Origin of the sequence: Colwellia sp. MB3u-45 (assembly GCF_014077005.1) — a bacterium.
In the GTDB taxonomy this organism is placed as follows: Bacteria; Pseudomonadota; Gammaproteobacteria; order Enterobacterales; family Alteromonadaceae; genus Cognaticolwellia.
The window spans coordinates 103,885-122,996 of sequence record NZ_JACGVC010000038.1 but is presented as its reverse complement, the minus strand read 5'-3'; the positions used below and the strand labels follow the sequence as shown (position 1 = coordinate 122,996).

Sequence of the window (19,112 nt, the reverse complement as noted above, 5' to 3'; positions counted from 1 at the left end):
AAATGTTATCACCGGAGGGTGTCTTGGAAAAAAATATGAAAGTGCTTGTTGTTGACGATTTTTCAACAATGAGACGCATAATCAAAAACTTATTACGCGACTTAGGTTTCACCAATATATCAGAAGCAGATGATGGTAATACCGCGCTGCCGATGCTGAAAGCTGGTGATTTTGATTTTGTTGTTACTGATTGGAATATGCCAGTTATGCAAGGGATAGATTTACTTAAAGCCATTAGAGCGGATGAAAAGTTATCTCATATTCCAGTATTGATGGTGACTGCAGAAGCGAAGAAAGATCAAATTATCATGGCAGCTCAAGCGGGAGTTAATGGTTATATCGTTAAACCTTTTACAGCTGCAACGTTAAGCGCAAAGCTTGATAAAATTTTCCAACGTCTTGGTTAATCACCAATTTTTTTACACAAGGCTGTTATATGAGTAAATATACTAGTATCCATGTTTCTTTAGAACAGGCTAAATTGTTGGTTAAATACCTTGAGGCAGATCAGCAAAACAAAGCGGATGAGTTAATTGCAGAAATTCAAAATCCAGTTCAAACTGCATTGTTTGAAGAAATAGGTAAGTTAACTCGCGAATTGCATAATTCATTGAATAACTTTCATTTTGATTCACGTTTGAATGATTTAGCGACTGCGGACATTCCAGATGCTAAAGAAAGATTGAATTTTGTTATTGATCGTACCGAAGAAGCGGCTAATAAAACCATGGATGTTGTTGAATCAATTTTTCCTGTGGTTAGTAATATTCAACAACAAATCAAGAACGTTAATCCGCTGTGGCATAAATTAATGCACAATGATCTTGATGTTACTGATTTTAAAGTATTATGTCGAGATATCGATGTTTTACTGACAACAACAGAAAAAGAAACCAGCAAAATTCATGGCTTAATGACGGATGTTTTGATGGCGCAAGATTTTCAAGATCTTACCGGCCAAATTATTCGCAAAGTTATTGATTTAGTTTGTGAGGTTGAAGACAGCTTAATAAATATGCTAACAGCCTTTGGTATGGCTTCCAAACAAGAGCAATCGAATTACTTACCAAAATTAGGTGAAAACTTAGTTGAAGGTCCGATTGTTAATCCTGGAAATCGTAAAGATGTTGTTTCAGATCAACACGACGTTGATGATTTATTATCAAGCTTAGGTTTTTAATAGGAGTTACTAAATGTCATTTGAACAAGATGAAGAAATTCTTCAGGATTTTTTAATTGAAGCTGGGGAAATACTTGAAACCTTGTCAGAGCAATTAGTTGAGCTTGAAAATGATCCTGAAAATGCGGAATTGCTCAATGCTATTTTTAGAGGATTTCATACAGTAAAAGGTGGTGCTGGCTTTTTGTCACTTGCCGAGTTAGTTGATGCCTGTCACGGTGCGGAAAATGTTTTCGATACCTTAAGAAATCAACAACGATCAGTTACCTCCTCATTAATGGATGTTATTCTTAAAGCGCTCGACACCATTAATGAAATGTTTGCTCAAGTACAAAATAAAGCGCCATTAAGCCCGGCAGATCCTAGTTTGCTAGCCGAGTTACATCGACTATCTCAGCCGGAAGGACAAGCAGAGTCTGTGGCAGAAAATGCGCTTGCAACGGCTGAGGAAAATATACCTGCAGCTGATAGTAATTCAAGTGACGAAATGTCAGAAGATGAATTTGAACGCCTATTAGATGAACTTCATGGCAGCGGTGCAAAAAAAGCCAGTGCGCCGGTAGTTGAGCAGCCAACAACATTTAGTAGTGATAGTGATAGTGGTAGTAGTAATGATATTTCGGATGATGAATTCGAATCATTACTGGACGAACTGCACGGCCAAGGTGCATTTTCTCCTGCGGTGACTCCTGCGCATGCTAGCACAGAAAATTCCGCATCGGCTGATGAAATAGATGATGATGATTTTGAGTCGTTATTAGATGAACTGCATGGCAAAAATCAACGACCTAAAGCTCAAGCACCGGAAAAACCTGCTGCCGCTGTTACAAAAGCGGCAAGTGCTCCTGCGGCGAATAACACCGCGGCTAAACCGGCAATAAATCAAATACCAGCAAGCACTGACAAAAAAACCGCACCGGCAAAGCCCGCTCAAGCTGAAACAACGGTGAGGGTTGATACCAAACGACTAGATCAGATCATGAACATGGTTGGCGAGTTAGTGTTAGTGCGTAACCGTCTAGCGAGTCTAGGCATGACAAAAGAAGATGAAGAATTAACCAAGGCCTTGTCAAACCTAGATGCGGTTACTACTGACTTGCAAGGCGCGGTAATGAAAACGCGTATGCAACCCATTAAGAAAGTGTTTGGACGTTTTCCTCGTGTGGTACGAGATCTAGCCCGTAGTCTCAATAAAGAAATTAAACTTATTCTTGAAGGTGAAGAAACCGATCTAGATAAGAACTTAGTTGAAGCTTTAGCCGATCCTTTAGTGCATCTTGTGCGCAACTCGGTTGATCATGGTATTGAAGCCCCTGATACTCGTGAAGCCGCGGGTAAGCCACGAGAAGGTATTGTGCTATTGTCAGCATCACAAGAAGGTGACCATATTCTACTCACCATTCGTGATGATGGCGCTGGCATGAATGCGGAAAAACTAAAAGAAATAGCCATAAATCGTGGTGTTTTGGATGCCGACGCTGCAGCACGTATGTCTGATAAAGAAGCTTTTAGTTTAATTTTTGCCCCTGGATTTTCAACAAAAACCGAAATTTCAGAAGTATCAGGCCGTGGCGTAGGTATGGATGTGGTGAAAACAAAAATCACCCAGCTAAATGGCACCATCAGTATCGACTCAGAAATGGGTGTTGGCACCATACTTGAAATTAAAGTGCCATTAACGTTAGCCATATTGCCAACCTTGATGGTGGTGATTGGTAAACAGACTTTTGCCTTACCCTTGGCCGTGGTTAATGAAATATTTCACCTTGATTTAACTAAAACTAATGTAGTTGATGGACAGTTAACGATTATTGTTCGTGAAAAATCCATCCCATTATTTTATCTTGATCAGTGGCTAGTGCGTAATTATGTTGAAAAACCACGAGAGCTAGGTCATGTCGTTATTGTGCAGTTAGGCAACCAGAAAGTGGGCTTTGTTGTTGATAGTTTAATTGGCCAAGAAGAAGTGGTGATTAAACCACTAGACAGATTATTAAATGGTACGCCAGGTATGGCTGGAGCAACAATAACCAGTGACGGGGGTATTGCTTTAATTATTGACGTACCTAATATGCTTAAATTTTACGCAAAAAAAGCACTAGTGAATAAGAAATTACGCTCATAATATCCATAGGTAATAGCCTGTGGTAAACACATAATCACGACAGGAAATAGATTGTAAATGTCATTTAAAGTATTAGTAGTTGATGACTCCAGTTTTTTTCGACGCCGAGTAACCGATATCCTTAATACAGATGTTAATCTTGAGGTTATTGGTGTTGCTATTAATGGTATTGATGCAGTAGAAAAAGCTATTGCCTTAAAGCCTGATGTCATCACTATGGATATAGAAATGCCGTTATTAAATGGCATTGAAGCGGTTAAACAGATCATGGCAAAAGCACCAACGGCCATTCTGATGTTTTCTTCATTAACCCATGACGGCGCTAAAGCAACGCTTGAAGCATTAGATGCTGGCGCGTTAGACTTTTTGCCGAAAAAATTTAATGAAATAGCTAAAACTACTGAAGACGCCGGTAGTGTATTACGTCAACGCGTTAAGCAATTAGCTAGAAAAAAAATGGTTACAGCCGCACGAGTTTCAAGCTTTCGCTCAAGGGCTGATGTTGAGGACAAAGCTAAGGTCAGTCATGCAACTACCCCAAATGCGGCCACAACAACTATCACACATCAAAACCAGACCCTTAGAAAAAGTTCTGGCAAAAAATATAAATTACTTGCCATAGGCACTTCAACTGGAGGCCCTGTAGCATTACAAAAGTTGTTAACTCAATTACCTGAAGACTTCCCGCTACCTATCATTATGGTGCAGCACATGCCGGCTGCATTCACCTTAGCTTTTGCTAACCGCTTAAATGGTATCTGCAAGATACAGGTTAGCCAAGCGAACTCAGGTGACATCTTAAAACCTGGTCATGCCTATTTAGCACCAGGTGGTAAACAAATGATCATTGATGGGACAGAAAGTGCTGCAAAACTAAGAATACTGGAAGACAACTCTGAACGTATGGCTTTCAAACCGAGTGTAGATATTAGTTTTGCTTCAGCCGCTAAAGTTTTTGGTGGTAATGTTTTAGGTGTTATATTAACTGGAATGGGTGCAGATGGTCGCGAAGGCTCGCGATTATTAAAAAATAAAGGCGCAACTATATGGGCACAAGATGAGGAGTCTTGTGTTGTTTATGGTATGCCGCAAGCGGTTAAGGTTGCCGGAATCTCTGAACTATCATTAACCCTTGAAAGCTTTCCAGCTGCAATTCTTAAGGAAATACAGCATGGATAAACTCAGTATAGCTGGGCTCCTTATTGCCATTTTCGCTATTTATTTCGGTTTTATTATTGATGGCGGTGCTATATCTTCGTTACTGGAACTGCCCGCTTTCATTATTGTTTTTGGTGGTACGCTCGGTGCTGTTATGTTGCAGTCATCACAAAGTCAATTTTTTCACGCCATAAGCTTACTCAAATGGTTGTTTGTTCCCCCTAAATACGATATTGAACAGGGCATTGAATCGATTGTGCTTTGGGCTGAAAAAGCACGAGAATCTGGTTTTTTGTCGCTAGAATATATTGCCAAAGAAGAAAACGATTTTTACGTTAACAAAGGCTTAAATTTGCTTGTTGACGGTGTAGAGGTTGAGAACCTAAGGGTTTCATTAGAGCTTGATTTAGATTTATATCGTGAACACAATTTACGTTCTGCTCATGTTTTTGAGTCTATGGGCGGATATAGTCCAACCATTGGTATTATAGGCGCTGTGCTGGGGTTAATTCATGCCATGTCGAATTTGGCTGACCCGCAACTATTGGGGCAAGGCATCGCCACCGCATTTGTTGCCACTATTTACGGCGTAGGTTTTGCCAACTTACTTTATTTACCGGTCGCTAATAAAATAAAAGCCATAGTACACGAACAAACTATGTATCGTGAAATGATGACCGAAGGTTTGATTGCCATTGCCTTAGCAGAAAACCCACATGCCATTGAAAACAAACTGTCGGCATTTCGGTTGGAGCAATGAGCCGGCTACGCGCAAGACGTCACCTAGTAGAACATGAAAATGTTGAGCGTTGGTTAGTCTCTTATGCCGACTATATGACCTTATTATTTGCGCTTTTTGTCGTGTTGTATGCCATGGCGAGAGTCAATGAAAAACCGTTTGCAACCGCGACAGAATCTCTAGGTCGTGTATTTCAAGCGCAGGAAGCACAAACTAAAAATCGCGGTCATGGCGATGATATCTTACCGGTTAATAGTGTAAAAACTAAGCAGGTATTGTTTGGTGATGCTATTGTAGATGTCGCTGAACCTGACATTGTTTCAGGTGAGGTAAATTTATCTACTGTCTCAGATACTCAAGTGGGTAGCAGTTTAAGCTCTTTAGAAAAAGATCTTCATGAAGCCTTATATGAACTAGTAGAGTCCGGTTACGCGCAACTGCAAATTGATGGTGATTGGTTGGAAATTGAATTAAACAGCAGTTTATTGTTTCCAAGTGGCTCGGCGTCGCCCACCAATGGCGCAAAAGATATTTTATTGGTTATCTATCAAATTATTGCTGATACCAACAACTACATTCGAGTTAGAGGTTATACCGATAATCAAGCGATTAAGACCGAGATTTTTTCCTCTAATTGGGAGTTATCAGTATTTAGAGCAACCGCCATTTTACGGACCTTAGAAGCCTTAACCTTAAACCCGGCTCGAATGGCTATTGAAGGTTACGGTCAGTATTATCCAAGTGCTGACAATAGTACAAGTGCAGGGCGGGCCAAAAATCGTCGTGTCGTTATTGCGCTTTCTAAATACGGTTTAGAAAAAGCCAAGGTAGTGGCCCCTCCCAGTATCTCAGAAGAAAATGTAGCCGTAATTAACCGCATTAGCACTTCAATGGCCGATGATGAAATCCGTATTATCGAACTTGATAATGGTGGTATTCGCATTACCACCCGAGCTGAGACTAAGGCTAACAATGAAGCCACTCAGCCATCACAAGCAAAAACTAATGAACGATAGGAATTCCACTTGGTAGTTTGGACAGTTGCAAATCAAAAAGGTGGTGTCGGTAAAACGACCACAGCTATTGCCTTAGCTGGTTTATTAGCTGAGCAAGGAAAGCGCGTGCTTTTAGTTGATACCGATCCTCATGCGTCATTAAGTTATTATTTTGGTATTGAGTCTGAAGACCTAGAGCTCAGTGTTTATGATTTGTTTTTACAGGTGTCTACTAAAGAACAGATCATGCAAAGTTTATGTCCTACGCATTATAGTAATATCGACATACTCCCCGGCACAATGGGCTTAGCAACACTGGACCGCGCACTTGGCAATAAAGGCGGCATGGGCTTAGTGTTAAAAAAAGTGATGTCTGCAATCGAAGGTGAATATGATTATGTATTAATTGATTGCCCGCCGATTTTAGGGGTCTTGATGGTGAATGCATTAGCGGCTAGTGATAGAATTATAGTGCCGGTTCAAACTGAGTTTTTGGCACTAAAAGGTTTAGATCGGATGATGAAAACCTTAGAAATTATGCAAGCTCAACATCCTTTGCCGTTTAAATATACCATTGTTCCTACCATGTTTGATAAACGTACTAAAGCATCAAGAACGACCTACCAAAAGTTACAAGACCTTTACGGCGAGTTTGTTTGGCCTTCAGTTGTGCCAATTGATACTAATTTTCGTAATGCCAGTGTTGCCCAGAAGGTGCCTTCAGATTATGCCGCAAAATCTCGTGGTATCATTGCTTATAAAAATTTATTAAAATATCTCATTAACTTAAACACAAAGAGTAAGTAAGCCGATGCCAAAGTCTTTAGCTGCAAGTAAAAAACTTATGCAGACTTATTTGTCAGAGTTGCTTACTGAAGAAGAAGTAGAGCAAAAACCAGCACTGCCGGTTAAAGAAAGACAACATCAGCCATTAGAAAAGTTACTGAGTAGTGCTACTTTTCCAAAGGTTTTTGCATCAAACGATATCGAGAAATTAAGTTCAACTAAAGCTGACAGTCAAAGTTCAGTTCAAGACGCTACGATTAGCACAAGCGATATAAGTAATGCAGGAGAGCAAACATTATCAGAAAAAGTAGCAGATCAAGTTGCACTGAGACAGGCAGTAATAAACCCGGCAGACCTTAATGAAAAGCTAATTACCACCGGTAAAAGTACAGATGGAGTTGAGGATACTCAACAACACAGTTATCGCCAAGGCGACTTTCAGGTAATGTTTTTCGAGGTTGCGGGCTTAATGATTGCCGTACCACTAATCGAGTTAGGTGGTATTCATAACACAGATAAAATCACGCCGCTGATGGGTAAGCCGGATTGGTTTAAAGGTGTTATGCTTCACCGAGCAGCAAAAGTTAACGTGGTTGATACCGCTTTATGGGTTATGCCTGAAAAGTGTGATGAAGCATTAATTTCAGCACTTAATTACCAATATATTATCATGTTAAATGATTCATCTTGGGGCTTGTCGGCTGAGAAGTTGGTTGATACGGTAACGCTCAAGCAAGAAGATGTTAAATGGTTAGATACCCAAAACAAGCGTCCTTGGCTAGCAGGGTTAGTAAAAAACCGGATGTGCGTACTGTTAGACGTTGAATCTTTAATTAAGTTATTGGAAAAAGGTGTAAATATAAGCCAAGAATAATTGATGAATGTAAACTTGCCAGTATACTGAGAGCCTAAGTGTTCTGGTCATTAGAATAACAACTAAAATTTAAAGAGGTCAGCAGTATGTCTGATGAAAGACGCAATGCAAGTGAACGTGTAAACATCAATGATGAAATACTACAATGGGTAACGTTTAAGCTAGATCGAGAAACCTACGGTGTCAACGTTATGCAAGTGCAAGAAGTGTTACGTTACACTGAAGTAGCACCTGTACCGGGTTCGCCAATGTATGTTATGGGTATCATTAATCTGCGTGGTAATGTTGTTACCGTTATTGATACTCGTATAAGGTTTGGGCTTGAGTCTGCTGAAATAAACGACAATGCTCGCATCGTGATCATTGAAGCTGAAACACAAGTTATTGGCATTTTAGTTGATAGCGTTGCGGAAGTTGTTTATTTAAAATCATCAGAGATTGATGTAGCACCCAATGTAGGCAATGACGAAAGCGCCAAGTTTATTCAAGGCGTGTCTAACCGAGATGGTGAATTACTGATTTTGGTTGATCTCAATCAATTACTCTCTGACGAAGAGTGGGATGAACTAAAGGAATTCTAATTTTAGCTAATAAGCCTGCTTAAGTAGACTTTTATTGCCAGCGAAGCCAATTAAACTTATGGAAAATATATCTGCTAACCTGATCAGCTTAATTGGCTTCGTCATTGTGATACTCGTTGTGCTGTTATTAGTGGTGCGAAAAAATCGTTTTGCCCAACAAATAGATGAATTACAACAACAAGTAAATAGCCAAGAAATACAACTGTTAGAATTACAAGATTTACTTGCCAGACAGCAATCGCAGTTAGAAATCAATCAACAACACTGCACTGAGTCGCAAATAGAAAACGAACAAGTTAGCAAGCAATTAGAACACCGCATTAAAGTGACTCAGGAACAGTTCAATAACCAATTTCAAAGTATCGAACAACTGTTACATCAGCCACCTGAAGATAAGTTATACACTCGAGCCCAAAAATTGGTTGAGCTAGGTGCAGGCCTTGCTGAAATAATGCGAGAGTGTGATATTCCTAGAGCTGAGGCTGAAATGTTGCTTTCTATTCATCAAAGAAAAGCTGTAAAGTAGTACCATTACTATAAAATACCGTATTTAAACGTTACATTTTTACGTAAAATCTTAAACGCTCTCGTGATAAACTGCACAGTAGAGAAATTTTATTTTTAGCTTTATAACCTATATATTACTTAATGGTTATAAGACAAGGATCCTGTAGTGAATAGAATAAAAAAAGTTGCCTTGAAAACCCGGTCAATACTGAGCTTAAAACTCTTGCTAACCCTAATGTTTTCGTTTTTTTTAACGGCTTGTTCGACAACGCCTTCGTCAGAGCAAACGCTATCTGATCCAAAAGATCCGCTAGAAGTGATTAACCGACCTTTTTGGACTTTTACCTGGGATTATGCAGACAAATACGTCTTCAAACCGGCATCGCAAGGCTATGTTGAATATATGCCGACAGACTTGCGCAAAGGTGTTCATAATATGGCACTGAATCTTAATGAACCTTCAACAATCATTAATGATTTATTACAAGCAAAGTTTACTGATGCAGCAAAGTCCACCGGACGCTTTGTTTTGAATTCGACCATCGGCTTATTAGGCTTTTTTGACCCAGCCAGTGATTTTGGTTGGAACCGAAAACAAGAAGAATTTGGCGAGGTACTTGGCAGTTATGGTGTGGGTGACGGCCCTTACTTGGTTGTTCCCGCGCTTGGCCCTTCATCGGTACGTGAAGAGGTAGGTGATTTTGTTGATAGCTATTACTGGCCACTTGCCGTTATCGATTTTTGGCCTAATATATTACGAGCTGGCGTTTTAGGCTTGGAAGCCCGCGCGTCGCTTGCTGATCAAGAAGCTATTTTAAATGATGCCATCGACCCTTATGAGTTTGTTAAAAATGCCTACTTTCAAAATATGCAGTTTAAAGTTTATGATGGCAACCCACCCATTGAAGTTAACCAAGCAGAAGAGGCCAATATTGACGCTTATCTAGAAGAGCTTGAAAATATGCAGCCTTAATATTTTTAATCAAGACTGATGCTAGGAATCAACTGAAAAATAATAAAAAGCGAACTAAAGTTCGCTTTTTTGGTATTGAGCAACGGCGTTATCTAGGTGCTTTTGTGTAAAAAATAACATAATAGGTCTTAACAGCAAAAAATAGGCAATCAGCACCATCACAACGGATGCTGCCAAGGCAAACCCTTGCAGATTTGCGATAAAGAAAAATGGTGGTATCAGCAATGATAACTTAATCATATTCAAAATAAACTTTTCAGGCGGAGACAGTTTTGCTTGCGCTAAGGCTAGAATAGCTTGTCGTTGATGTAAGCTAAATACCTGCAAGGCTGGTATTTTATTGGAAGAAAAATAAATAGTCATAAAATTTCAAGTAAATATGTGCTCAAACTATAGGTAGCGCTATCATACAAAAATGATACTAAATGTGCCATGGGCAAATACGAAAGCGAGTGATTTATTAACATAGTTGCTGTTTATTGTAATCCAAAGTTAACAGTACAAAGCTAACGGTACAAAGATAGCGGTAAGTTTTAATTTAGACGCGAGCAGTACAAAATAGCGCTGAGCTATCAATAAAGAACACGAAACATGGTTACAACAGAACCCGTCATTATGAGCACTAAAATTTGACTAAAACCTGAGCGCTAATCCCTTAAAACTTCCCTCGACACTATTTGTAAACCAAGATTTATGTCATTAAGTGAGCGGATAAATTAGCCGACAAGTGCCTTTAGAAATACTAAATAAAAATGATGGTCTTGAGCCTAAGCTACATCCGTGGTTAAGAAAGGTAAAATATCGACTTTAGATGCAAAGTTTCTGATAAATTTGTCAAAACGAGTTCCTCAGTCGCGTGCAATTTGCTAGAATTGCGACAATTTTTATCAGTAGGTGATTTTTAAATGAATATCATAGAAGCTAACTTTGATGCAACCGGTAAGAAATTCGCGATTGTCGTCTCTCGTTTTAATAGTTTTGTTGTTGAAAACTTACTTGAAGGCGCCGTAGATACACTTAAACGCCATGGTAATGTTGCTGATAGCGACATTACCATCATCCGTGTTCCTGGTGCCTATGAGTTGCCAGTAGCGGCTAAAAAAGTTGCTGCGAAAGGTGGATACGATGGCATTATTGCTATTGGTGCCGTTATTCGTGGCGGTACGCCGCATTTTGATTTTGTTGCTGGCGAATGTAATAAAGGCCTAGCACAAGTGGCTATGGAATATACTCTGCCAGTGGCATTTGGTGTTATTACCACCGATTCTATTGAACAAGCTATTGACCGTGCCGGCCTTAAAGTAGGCAATAAAGGCGCTGAAGCAGCATTAAGTGCTTTAGAAATGGTTAACGTGCTCGATAAGTTATAACAGGATATTTTTGTGAAACCATCACCTAGAAGAAAAGCCAGAGAATTGGCAGTACAAGCCGTGTATTCTTGGCAACTAAGTAACAACAACGTTGCTGAAATTGAATTGAATTTTTTGACTGAAAATAGTGCTCGTCGTTTTGACATTCCTTATTTTCAACAATTGTTCCGCGGAATTTCAGCACAAATTAGCAGCATTGATGAAAAAATATCTCCTCATGTTGACCGTCCACTAAAGGATGTTGACCCGGTTGAAAAAGCGATCTTACGCGTCGCGGTGTTTGAATTATCTGAATGTCTAGATGTGCCTTATCGTGTCATCATCAATGAAGCCATTGAGTTAGCAAAATCATTTGGTGCAGATGATAGTCATAAGTTTGTCAACGGCGTTTTAGACAAAGTTGTTAAGCTTGTTCGTCCGAACGAATAGTCATAATTTGGTTGTAATATGAAAGAGTTTGAATTGATCAAGCACTTCTTTAGTGAGCAAGTGATCAAACGCAAGGATGTGGTACTCGGTATCGGTGATGACTGCGCTATAGTCAGCCCTGCTGAGCGTCAAAATATTGCAATAACCACAGATACCTTAGTCGCTGGAGTTCATTTTCCTCATGAAACCAGCGCTCGCGCTATTGGTCATAAATCAATAGCCGTGAATCTATCAGACCTAGCGGCAATGGGCGCTGAACCTAGTTGGATTTCTTTGGCGATCACCATGCCAGAAGTCGATCTAAAATGGATTGAAGAGTTCTGTCTTGGTGTCTTTGAACTGTGCGAATATTATAATGTGCAACTCATTGGTGGCGATACTACGCAAGGGCCTTTGAGTATTACTGTTACCGCGCAAGGTTTAGTACCAATAAATAAGCATTTGACTCGTTCAGGCGCCAAAGCCGGTGATTGGATTTATGTTACTGGTGAAGTTGGTGATGCGGCATTAGCCCTAAAGCATATTTTACATGAGGTAAATGTTGCACCTGAATATCGAGAAAGTGTGCAGCACAGTTTAGATTTTCCAACACCGAGGATTTTGGCTGGACAGGCACTTCGTGGTTATGCCAGTGCGGCGATAGATTTATCTGATGGTATTATTTCAGACTTAGGTCATCTTTGTACCGCTTCTAAGGTAGGTGCTAATATTGTATTAGATCACTTGCCAATTTCTCAGGCATTACAAGCTACGGTTGGTATGGAAAAAGCCTTTGAAATGGCACTTACGGGTGGTGATGATTATGAATTGTTATTTACGGTATCTGAAGACAACAAAGTGGGTATTGAAACTGCTTTAGCAAATACCAGTAATACGATAACCTGCATTGGTCAGATTAATCGTAGTGAAAAAATAACCACAACTTTAAACCGTAAAGCTGTCGCTATTAAGACTAAAAGCTTCGAGCACTTTTCTAGCAGTAAAGAGTGATGATGAAAAATTCTACGGCAAACTTTAAACTATCAAATCCAATCCATTTTTTGGCTCTAGGTTTTGGTAGTGGTTTAGCACCTAAAGCACCGGGTACTTTTGGTACCTTAGCCGCAATTCCACTATTTTTGCTGTTTGCACCGCTTAACAATACGCTTTATTTAACCTTGTTAGTGGTGATGAGTGTTGCAGGTATTTATATTTGTGGCAAAGCGGCAACTGATGCAGGAGTTCCTGATCATGGCGCGATAGTGTGGGATGAATTTGTTGGATTTTTGATCACCATGTTCTTGATGCCATTAACCTGGCAGACAATACTGGTGGGTTTTATCTTATTTCGCTTTTTCGATATTCTCAAGCCTTGGCCGATTTCCTATATTGACAAAAATTGCCATGGTGGATTAGGTATTATGCTTGACGATATAGTCGCGGGTATTGCGGCTTGGGCTTGTATGATGCTAATTTTTTATTAAGCTAATAACCAGTCAATAACCTATCACTAGAAAAGCCAAAGAATACATTCTTTGGCTTTTTCATTTTGTAGACAAACAGGCTTTAGTGCCCAAAGGCAGCTAAGCAAAATAAAGCCAATTGATGTTAAGGTAGCTGATTGTAGCTCGCTATCTATGCCGGTAGTTATGCAGGTAACCATGCCGGTAGTGATGTCGTTAGTGATGCAGCTAGTCATACCGCTCAATAGGCTATAAAACAATGATTGCATTATTCACTGCCATACGCGGCGTTACGATATGAGTGCTTGTTTGCAGGTCATTTAAAAGATTCGCTACTTAAAGAGTAATAATATGACTCAGTTAAAACCGCAATGGCAAAAAATAATAGCTCATGAGCAACAACAAGCTTATTTTCAACAATTATCGCAAGAAATTGCTCAGCAAAGAGCGAACGGTGAGGTAGTACTGCCAGCTGAAGAGGATGTTTTTAATGCTTTTTCTACCCTTGATTTAGCCAATGTGAAAGTGGTTATTCTAGGCCAAGACCCTTATCATGGCATAGGTAAAAGTGGTGAGTCACAAGCACATGGTTTAGCTTTTTCGGTGCGCAAAGGCATTAAAGTGCCACCTTCTTTAGTTAATATTTACAAGGAGCTTAAGCAAGATATTACTGACTTTAGCACACCTCATCATGGTTATTTGAATGAGTGGGCACAACAAGGTGTTTTACTGCTCAACACTGTGCTGACCGTTAAGCAGGGACAAGCACACTCTCACGCTAAATTGGGTTGGGAAGAGTTTACCAATAAAATTATTGCTGAAATTAATCAGCATAATGCCGGCTGTGTATTTTTACTCTGGGGCAGTCATGCGCAGAAAAAAGGTAAAAATATTGATCAGCAAAAACATTTAGTATTAAACGGGCCGCACCCATCGCCACTTTCGGCTTATCGAGGCTTCTTCGGTTGCCAACATTTTTCTAAAGCTAACTTATGGTTAAAAGCACACAATAAAACCGCCATCAATTGGCAAATTAGCGATTAAAAAGTCGTTATTATTGCTCGCTTTTAAGAAAATAATTTCACTTTATAGCGATTACTAACATTTATTTTCAGCTGAGGCTTAAAATCAATCATTAAAAGTAAATTTTTTCATTAATATGTTTATTTGTAAATTTAATTTGCTATTAACCTTATTTTATTGGTTTTTTGTTTTACAAAGTAGCAATAATGCTAGTATGTTTTCATTATAGAAAGTGAAGAGCATACAGCATGTCATTTGAAAATTATTTTTTACCCTTTCGCCAGCATATTATCGGGCAAGATTTACAACATCAAATTAATGGTCAACAGCTTGATATTATTTATGCCGATTGGACGGCAAGTGGTAGGTTATACCAACCCATTGAAGACTATTTGACCCAAGAGTTAGGCCCTTATGTCGCTAATACGCATACTGAGACTAATCTAACTGGCAGTGCCATGACCCATGCTTATCATGACGCCCAACATATTATTAAACGCCATGTAAATGCTTGCGACAATGATGTGTTGATCACAGCTGGCGCGGGTATGACGGCTGTTATTAATAAATTTCAACGGATTTTAGGTTTACGAATTCCTGAGCGTATGCAAACGCAAGTGGCGTTTGCAGAAAATGACAGACCTGTGGTGTTTATTACCCATATGGAGCATCATTCTAATCAAACCTCTTGGTATGAATGCGATGTCACCTTGGAAATTGTTGAGCCTGATAGTCAGGGGCTACCTTCTTTAACGCACCTAGAGTTATTGTTAGAAAAATACCAAAACCGTAAGGTGAAAATAGGCTCTTTTTCTGCTTGTTCAAATGTTACCGGTATTAAAACCCCGTATTATCAGCTTGCAGAAATTATGCATCAACATGGCGGTTTGTGTTTTGTTGATTTTGCCGCTTCTGCACCCTATGTAGATATTGATATGCATCCGAGTAATCCTAAGCAAGCGTTAGATGCGATTTACTTTTCGCCACATAAATTTTTAGGTGGCCCTGGCAGCTCTGGGGTGTTGGTTTTTAACAAAGTACTTTATAAAAACAAAGTGCCAGATCACCCAGGTGGCGGCACAGTAACTTGGACAAATCCTTGGGGAAAACACAGTTTCTTTAATAATATAGAGCTGCGGGAAGATGGCGGCACCCCCGGCTTTTTACAATGCATTAAAACCGCGCTAGCGATCAAATTAAAAGATGCCATGGGCGTTGAAAACATTCAGCAACGTGAAGCTCAAATCAGCCAATATGTTATGGATAACTTAGCTAAGAATGAACATGTGGTGATGCTCGAGCCTAATATACGTCAGCGTTTAGCGATTATTTCGTTTTATGTGCCGGGCGCTCATTATAATTTAGTCGTGCGGTTACTCAATGATAAATTTGGTGTACAAACACGTGGCGGCTGTTCATGCGCTGGTACTTATGGTCATATTTTATTAAAGGTGGACCAAGATACCTCCTCAAAAATAACCCAGCAAATAGACTCAGGTGACTTTGCCGAAAAGCCCGGTTGGATCCGAGCTTCATTTCATCCTACTACCTCAGATAAAGAAGTTGCCTTTGTGGTTGAAGCTATCAATCAGGTGACTGAACATATAGCGCTATGGAGCAAAGAGTACCGTTTTAATCCAGCGTCTGGCGACTACGAACATGGTAAACCAGAGGTTGATTTTCCGAGTTTATCTGACTTTAATGCCTTACCAAAAACTGGCTCAGAAGTTAGCAATAAAGTGCGAGAATCACCATCCATATTACGGAAAATATTTGGCTAGAGGATTAAAGGTTGCTGGGTGATTAATAAAAATAATCACCCAGCAGAAAGTTTTTTGGGCATAGTATTATTGATCAAAAACAACCATCATTTCAGCGGCTTCGCAATGACAGTCATGATGACATATCGTACATTCATAGCCGGCTAAGCTTAATTCATGCCAACGGTCTGGGTGGTCTTTAATTAATATACCACCCGATTTAGTAAAATATTTTACCGCACTATTGCCTGGGCTTTGTTTCCATAAGTGGCTAACACCGGCAATGGCACCTTGTTGCTTAACGGCTGCAATTGAGCGCTTTAATAGCTCACCACCAATACCATGGCCACGGTAATGCTCATCAACCGTATTGCACTTAAAATAGCAAACTTGTTCGGCAGGCACTGGCCAGAGTTCAGTAGAACACCATTTGTCTATCTGCCATTGCTGTGAGGCATAAGTAATTCTAAAGCCAACCAATTTTTTATCATGATAAACTACAAAACCCGCGTTAATACCATTTTTAAGTCCTTTATCGTACCAAACTTGCATGCTAGTTTGATCAAGATAACCGGCACCGTGAACCTCGGTAGCTAATTGAATAACTTTATCAAAGTCAGCAGGGGTTAATGCTTGATAGTTGAGGGTGATGGTCATAAAATTATTTTTATTGAGTGAGTTATTACAGCATTGTACTGTTTTTTTTGAGATACTTTAAGCGCACTAGTGTTTAAAACACTATAAAAAATTAATATAAAAATCTATCAGATTTTGGAAGTGAAAATGTACGATCCTTTACACGATTTATCACCCGGCTGTAATCAAGCCTACCCCGAGAGTTATTGGGCTAATGTCTCAGGCATAGCACCGGAACACGATGGCGCTGTTATCGCTGATCTTGATGTCGACGTGGCTATTATTGGTGCAGGATATACCGGTTTATCTTGCGCGCTACATTTGGCTCGTGAGCATGGTATTAAAGCTCATGTGTTAGAAGCTAACCAAACCGCTTGGGGTTGCAGCGGTCGTAATGCCGGTTTTATTTTGAAATCTTCAGGTCGCAAGTCTTATGGTCAAATGGCTAAGCAATGGGGCGAAGAGGTTATGCGCGGCATTTATCAAGAAATGGCCGCGGGTGTTGAAACAGTCAATTCACTGATTAATGAAGGCATTGACTGCGATAAGCAAAGTGCGGGTTATATTAAAGTTGCTCATAAACCTAATAAACTCAAAGAATTAGTTGAGCTAGCAAAACTTCAGCAGAAAATGTTTGGTTATGATGTTGAAATTCTGTCGCAAAATGAAGTGCGTCAGCAATACATGGACGATCGTAATGCTTACGGGGCTATTCGTTATCAAGACGGTTTTGGTTTAAATCCGTTAAAACTTGCTTGGGGCTACCAAAAATTGGCGCGACAAGCAGGCGCTAAAGTGCATTGTGCGACACCGGTTAACCACTGGCAATCACAAGGCAATAAACAACAACTTCATACCCCTAATGGTATTGTTAGTGCGCAAAAAGTGGTGATAGCCACCAATGGTTATACTCCAAAAAACTTTCATCCCTTAACAACCGATAGAACATTGCCGGTACTTTCACAAATTATCGTTACCGAGCCGTTGAGTGCAGCGCAAATAGCCGCGTGTAATTTCTTAACCTCGAATGTGGTGATGGACACGCGAGCATTAAAATATTATTACCGTAAGTTACCTGACAATAGAATATTATTTGGTGGCCGCGGCGCTATAACCGGTAAAGGGGCCGACGACCCTTATTATGCACAACGTTTACTGGCGGTATTAAAAACCAGTTTTCCAGCGCTAGCCAATATCACTTATAGTTACGCTTGGTCGGGCTGGATTTGTATGGCGTTGGACGATTTGCCACACATTCATCAAAATGATCAACAATCAGTATTTTATAGCATGGGTTATTGTGGCAGTGGCGTGTCGTTCTCGGTACAAGCAGGCAAACGTTTAGCTGAAAAAGTGGCTGAAAAGCCAGTGCCTAATTTACCTTTGTATAATAAAGCACTGCCTAAATTTCCATTTGCTCCATTACGACGAGCAGGGCAATGGGGCTATTTTCATTACGGTAAAATAAAAGATCAGTGGTTTTAGGTGCTCATTGAGCGGGAATCAAAGACCCTTGGTTTTAGCGTGGTAACTGTAAAGTAAATTTTTACCTCAGGTTTAATCGATGCGGTTAGTGCGCTCGTCTTGTTTAAATGCCGTTATATTCGCGGCGACTAAATTAAGTAAGGCTTGCTGTGCTTGTTGGCTTGCCCAAGCGATGTGCGCGGTTATTTTCAATTTAGTTGACTGTGCCGCTAATAGCATATGATCTTTTGGTGGCGGCTCTTGCTCTAATACATCTAAAATTGCACCAGCCAATTGGTTATTATTTAATGCCGCTAATAAGTCATGATTATTAATTAAAGCGCCTCTGGCGGTGTTAATCAGTATGGCGCTATCTTTCATGCTGTTGAATATTTTTTTATCAAACAAGCCTTCAGTTTCAGCTGTTTGTGGACAATGTAAACTAATGATGTCAGCCTGAGAAATTACCTGTTCAAAGGCCACTCGGTCGATACGTATTGCTAATGCCTTAGGTCTTTCAGCAATGAGTACACGCATATCAAAGGCGCGAGCGATTGTCGCTACTTTGCTACCTAATGCGCCGTAGCCAATAATTCCCATGGTTTTACCCGCTAATTCATCACTGCCTTTGCCGTGCATGCAAAATGTATCACTAGCCTGCCATTGGCCAGCACGGGTATTGTTATTGTGATCTTCTATTTGGCTGTAATAGGCCAGTAGTTGAGCAAATACATATTGAGCGACTGAGTTTTTTGCATAACCACTGACATTAGTTACCGCAATGCCAAGCTCGCGCGCGGCATCAATATCAACATTATTAATGCCTGTGGCTGTGATACAAATAAGTTTTAAATGGGGTAACTGGCTTAATATTGCACGGTTAAGTATGACTTTATTACTTAAAATAATTTCAGCGTCGATGCTACGTAGCAACACCTGTGCTGGTGTTGTGACTGGGTATAAATCTAACTTACTCACCGTCTGGCGAAGCACAGATAAGTCAAGTGAAGGGCTAAAGGCTTGATAGTCTAAAAATACCGCGCGCATGTTATTTACTCAAGATGAAAATT

22 protein-coding genes are annotated in these 19,112 nt (G+C 40.0%); 18 read left to right on the top strand and 4 right to left on the bottom strand.

The genetic code is table 11. From position 1 onward, the window contains the following. Positions 1-23: 23 nt before the first annotated feature. The 11 genes from cheY (at position 24) to H4J41_RS03075 (ending at position 9,918) form a co-directional block, all read left to right on the top strand. Positions 24-407 (top strand): chemotaxis response regulator CheY, encoded by a 384-nt coding sequence (gene cheY, locus H4J41_RS03125; protein WP_182134830.1) that lies wholly within the window; start codon positions 24-26, stop codon positions 405-407. Between the two features lie 29 nt (positions 408-436). Further along, positions 437-1,180 carry a protein phosphatase CheZ gene (locus H4J41_RS03120; protein WP_182134832.1) on the top strand — a complete coding sequence of 248 codons (744 nt, stop codon included), beginning with the start codon at positions 437-439 and terminating at the stop codon, positions 1,178-1,180. 13 nt (positions 1,181-1,193) lie between these two features. Next, positions 1,194-3,305, top strand: coding sequence for a chemotaxis protein CheA (locus H4J41_RS03115; protein ID WP_182134834.1), 2,112 nt, complete (start codon positions 1,194-1,196; stop codon positions 3,303-3,305). A 57-nt stretch (positions 3,306-3,362) separates the two neighbouring features. Then, complete coding sequence (locus H4J41_RS03110) at positions 3,363-4,484, top strand: chemotaxis response regulator protein-glutamate methylesterase (protein ID WP_182134836.1); 1,122 nt, start codon at positions 3,363-3,365, stop codon at positions 4,482-4,484. Continuing rightward, positions 4,477-5,223 carry a flagellar motor protein gene (locus H4J41_RS03105; protein WP_182134838.1) on the top strand — a complete coding sequence of 249 codons (747 nt, stop codon included), beginning with the start codon at positions 4,477-4,479 and terminating at the stop codon, positions 5,221-5,223. The genes H4J41_RS03110 and H4J41_RS03105 overlap by 8 nt, the downstream gene beginning before the upstream one ends. Continuing rightward, entirely contained in the window at positions 5,220-6,218 is a 999-nt protein-coding gene (locus H4J41_RS03100) for a flagellar motor protein MotB (RefSeq protein WP_182134840.1), read from the top strand. The genes H4J41_RS03105 and H4J41_RS03100 overlap by 4 nt, the downstream gene beginning before the upstream one ends. 9 nt (positions 6,219-6,227) lie before the next feature. Then, complete coding sequence (locus H4J41_RS03095) at positions 6,228-7,004, top strand: ParA family protein (protein ID WP_182134842.1); 777 nt, start codon at positions 6,228-6,230, stop codon at positions 7,002-7,004. Positions 7,005-7,008: 4 nt separating this feature from the next. Continuing rightward, the gene (locus H4J41_RS03090; protein ID WP_259364500.1) at positions 7,009-7,857 is read left to right on the top strand and encodes a chemotaxis protein CheW; all 849 of its coding nucleotides are present in this window, start codon (positions 7,009-7,011) and stop codon (positions 7,855-7,857) included. An 86-nt stretch (positions 7,858-7,943) separates the two neighbouring features. Beyond that, positions 7,944-8,438 carry a chemotaxis protein CheW gene (locus H4J41_RS03085; RefSeq protein ID WP_182134844.1) on the top strand — a complete coding sequence of 165 codons (495 nt, stop codon included), beginning with the start codon at positions 7,944-7,946 and terminating at the stop codon, positions 8,436-8,438. Between the two features lie 58 nt (positions 8,439-8,496). After that, the gene (locus H4J41_RS03080; RefSeq protein ID WP_182134846.1) at positions 8,497-8,964 is read left to right on the top strand and encodes a DUF2802 domain-containing protein; all 468 of its coding nucleotides are present in this window, start codon (positions 8,497-8,499) and stop codon (positions 8,962-8,964) included. A 147-nt stretch (positions 8,965-9,111) separates the two neighbouring features. Further along, positions 9,112-9,918 carry a VacJ family lipoprotein gene (locus tag H4J41_RS03075; RefSeq protein ID WP_310649777.1) on the top strand — a complete coding sequence of 269 codons (807 nt, stop codon included), beginning with the start codon at positions 9,112-9,114 and terminating at the stop codon, positions 9,916-9,918. Positions 9,919-9,972: 54 nt separating this feature from the next. Here the strand turns inward: H4J41_RS03075 and H4J41_RS03070 are convergent, their stop codons facing one another. Beyond that, entirely contained in the window at positions 9,973-10,281 is a 309-nt protein-coding gene (locus H4J41_RS03070; protein WP_182134848.1) for a DUF6170 family protein, read from the bottom strand. Between the two features lie 542 nt (positions 10,282-10,823). Between H4J41_RS03070 and ribE the strand changes: the two genes are divergently transcribed. Genes ribE through H4J41_RS03050 form a run of 4 tightly spaced genes read left to right on the top strand, consistent with a single transcriptional unit; the run spans position 10,824 to position 13,180 of the window. Continuing rightward, positions 10,824-11,288, top strand: coding sequence for a 6,7-dimethyl-8-ribityllumazine synthase (ribE, locus tag H4J41_RS03065; protein WP_182134850.1), 465 nt, complete (start codon positions 10,824-10,826; stop codon positions 11,286-11,288). A gap of 12 nt (positions 11,289-11,300) precedes the next feature. Continuing rightward, positions 11,301-11,717 carry a transcription antitermination factor NusB gene (gene nusB / locus H4J41_RS03060; RefSeq protein WP_182134852.1) on the top strand — a complete coding sequence of 139 codons (417 nt, stop codon included), beginning with the start codon at positions 11,301-11,303 and terminating at the stop codon, positions 11,715-11,717. 18 nt (positions 11,718-11,735) lie between these two features. After that, entirely contained in the window at positions 11,736-12,707 is a 972-nt protein-coding gene (gene thiL, locus H4J41_RS03055; RefSeq protein ID WP_182134854.1) for a thiamine-phosphate kinase, read from the top strand. Positions 12,708-12,709: 2 nt separating this feature from the next. Further along, a complete protein-coding gene (locus H4J41_RS03050) occupies positions 12,710-13,180 on the top strand; it encodes a phosphatidylglycerophosphatase A (protein ID WP_182134856.1) in 471 nt (156 codons plus the stop codon). Positions 13,181-13,206: 26 nt separating this feature from the next. Here H4J41_RS03050 and H4J41_RS03045 read toward each other — a convergent pair whose 3' ends face one another. Beyond that, on the bottom strand, positions 13,207-13,428 hold the full coding sequence (locus H4J41_RS03045) for a hypothetical protein (RefSeq protein ID WP_182134858.1): 222 nt from the start codon (positions 13,426-13,428) through the stop codon (positions 13,207-13,209). 82 nt (positions 13,429-13,510) lie between these two features. Between H4J41_RS03045 and ung the strand changes: the two genes are divergently transcribed. After that, positions 13,511-14,203: a uracil-DNA glycosylase gene (gene ung, locus H4J41_RS03040; RefSeq protein WP_182134860.1), complete on the top strand. Its 693-nt coding sequence runs from the start codon at positions 13,511-13,513 to the stop codon at positions 14,201-14,203. 227 nt (positions 14,204-14,430) lie between these two features. Continuing rightward, positions 14,431-15,963, top strand: coding sequence for an aminotransferase class V-fold PLP-dependent enzyme (locus H4J41_RS03035; RefSeq protein ID WP_182134862.1), 1,533 nt, complete (start codon positions 14,431-14,433; stop codon positions 15,961-15,963). 66 nt (positions 15,964-16,029) lie between these two features. Here H4J41_RS03035 and H4J41_RS03030 read toward each other — a convergent pair whose 3' ends face one another. Next, on the bottom strand, positions 16,030-16,599 hold the full coding sequence (locus H4J41_RS03030; RefSeq protein ID WP_182134864.1) for a GNAT family N-acetyltransferase: 570 nt from the start codon (positions 16,597-16,599) through the stop codon (positions 16,030-16,032). Positions 16,600-16,725: 126 nt separating this feature from the next. Here H4J41_RS03030 and H4J41_RS03025 point away from each other — a divergent pair, with 126 nt between their 5' ends. After that, positions 16,726-18,063, top strand: a complete 1,338-nt coding sequence (locus H4J41_RS03025; protein ID WP_182134866.1) for an FAD-binding oxidoreductase — start codon at positions 16,726-16,728, stop codon at positions 18,061-18,063. A 72-nt stretch (positions 18,064-18,135) separates the two neighbouring features. Here H4J41_RS03025 and H4J41_RS03020 read toward each other — a convergent pair whose 3' ends face one another. Beyond that, positions 18,136-19,089 (bottom strand): D-2-hydroxyacid dehydrogenase, encoded by a 954-nt coding sequence (locus H4J41_RS03020; RefSeq protein WP_182134868.1) that lies wholly within the window; start codon positions 19,087-19,089, stop codon positions 18,136-18,138. Positions 19,090-19,112 lie beyond the last annotated feature (23 nt).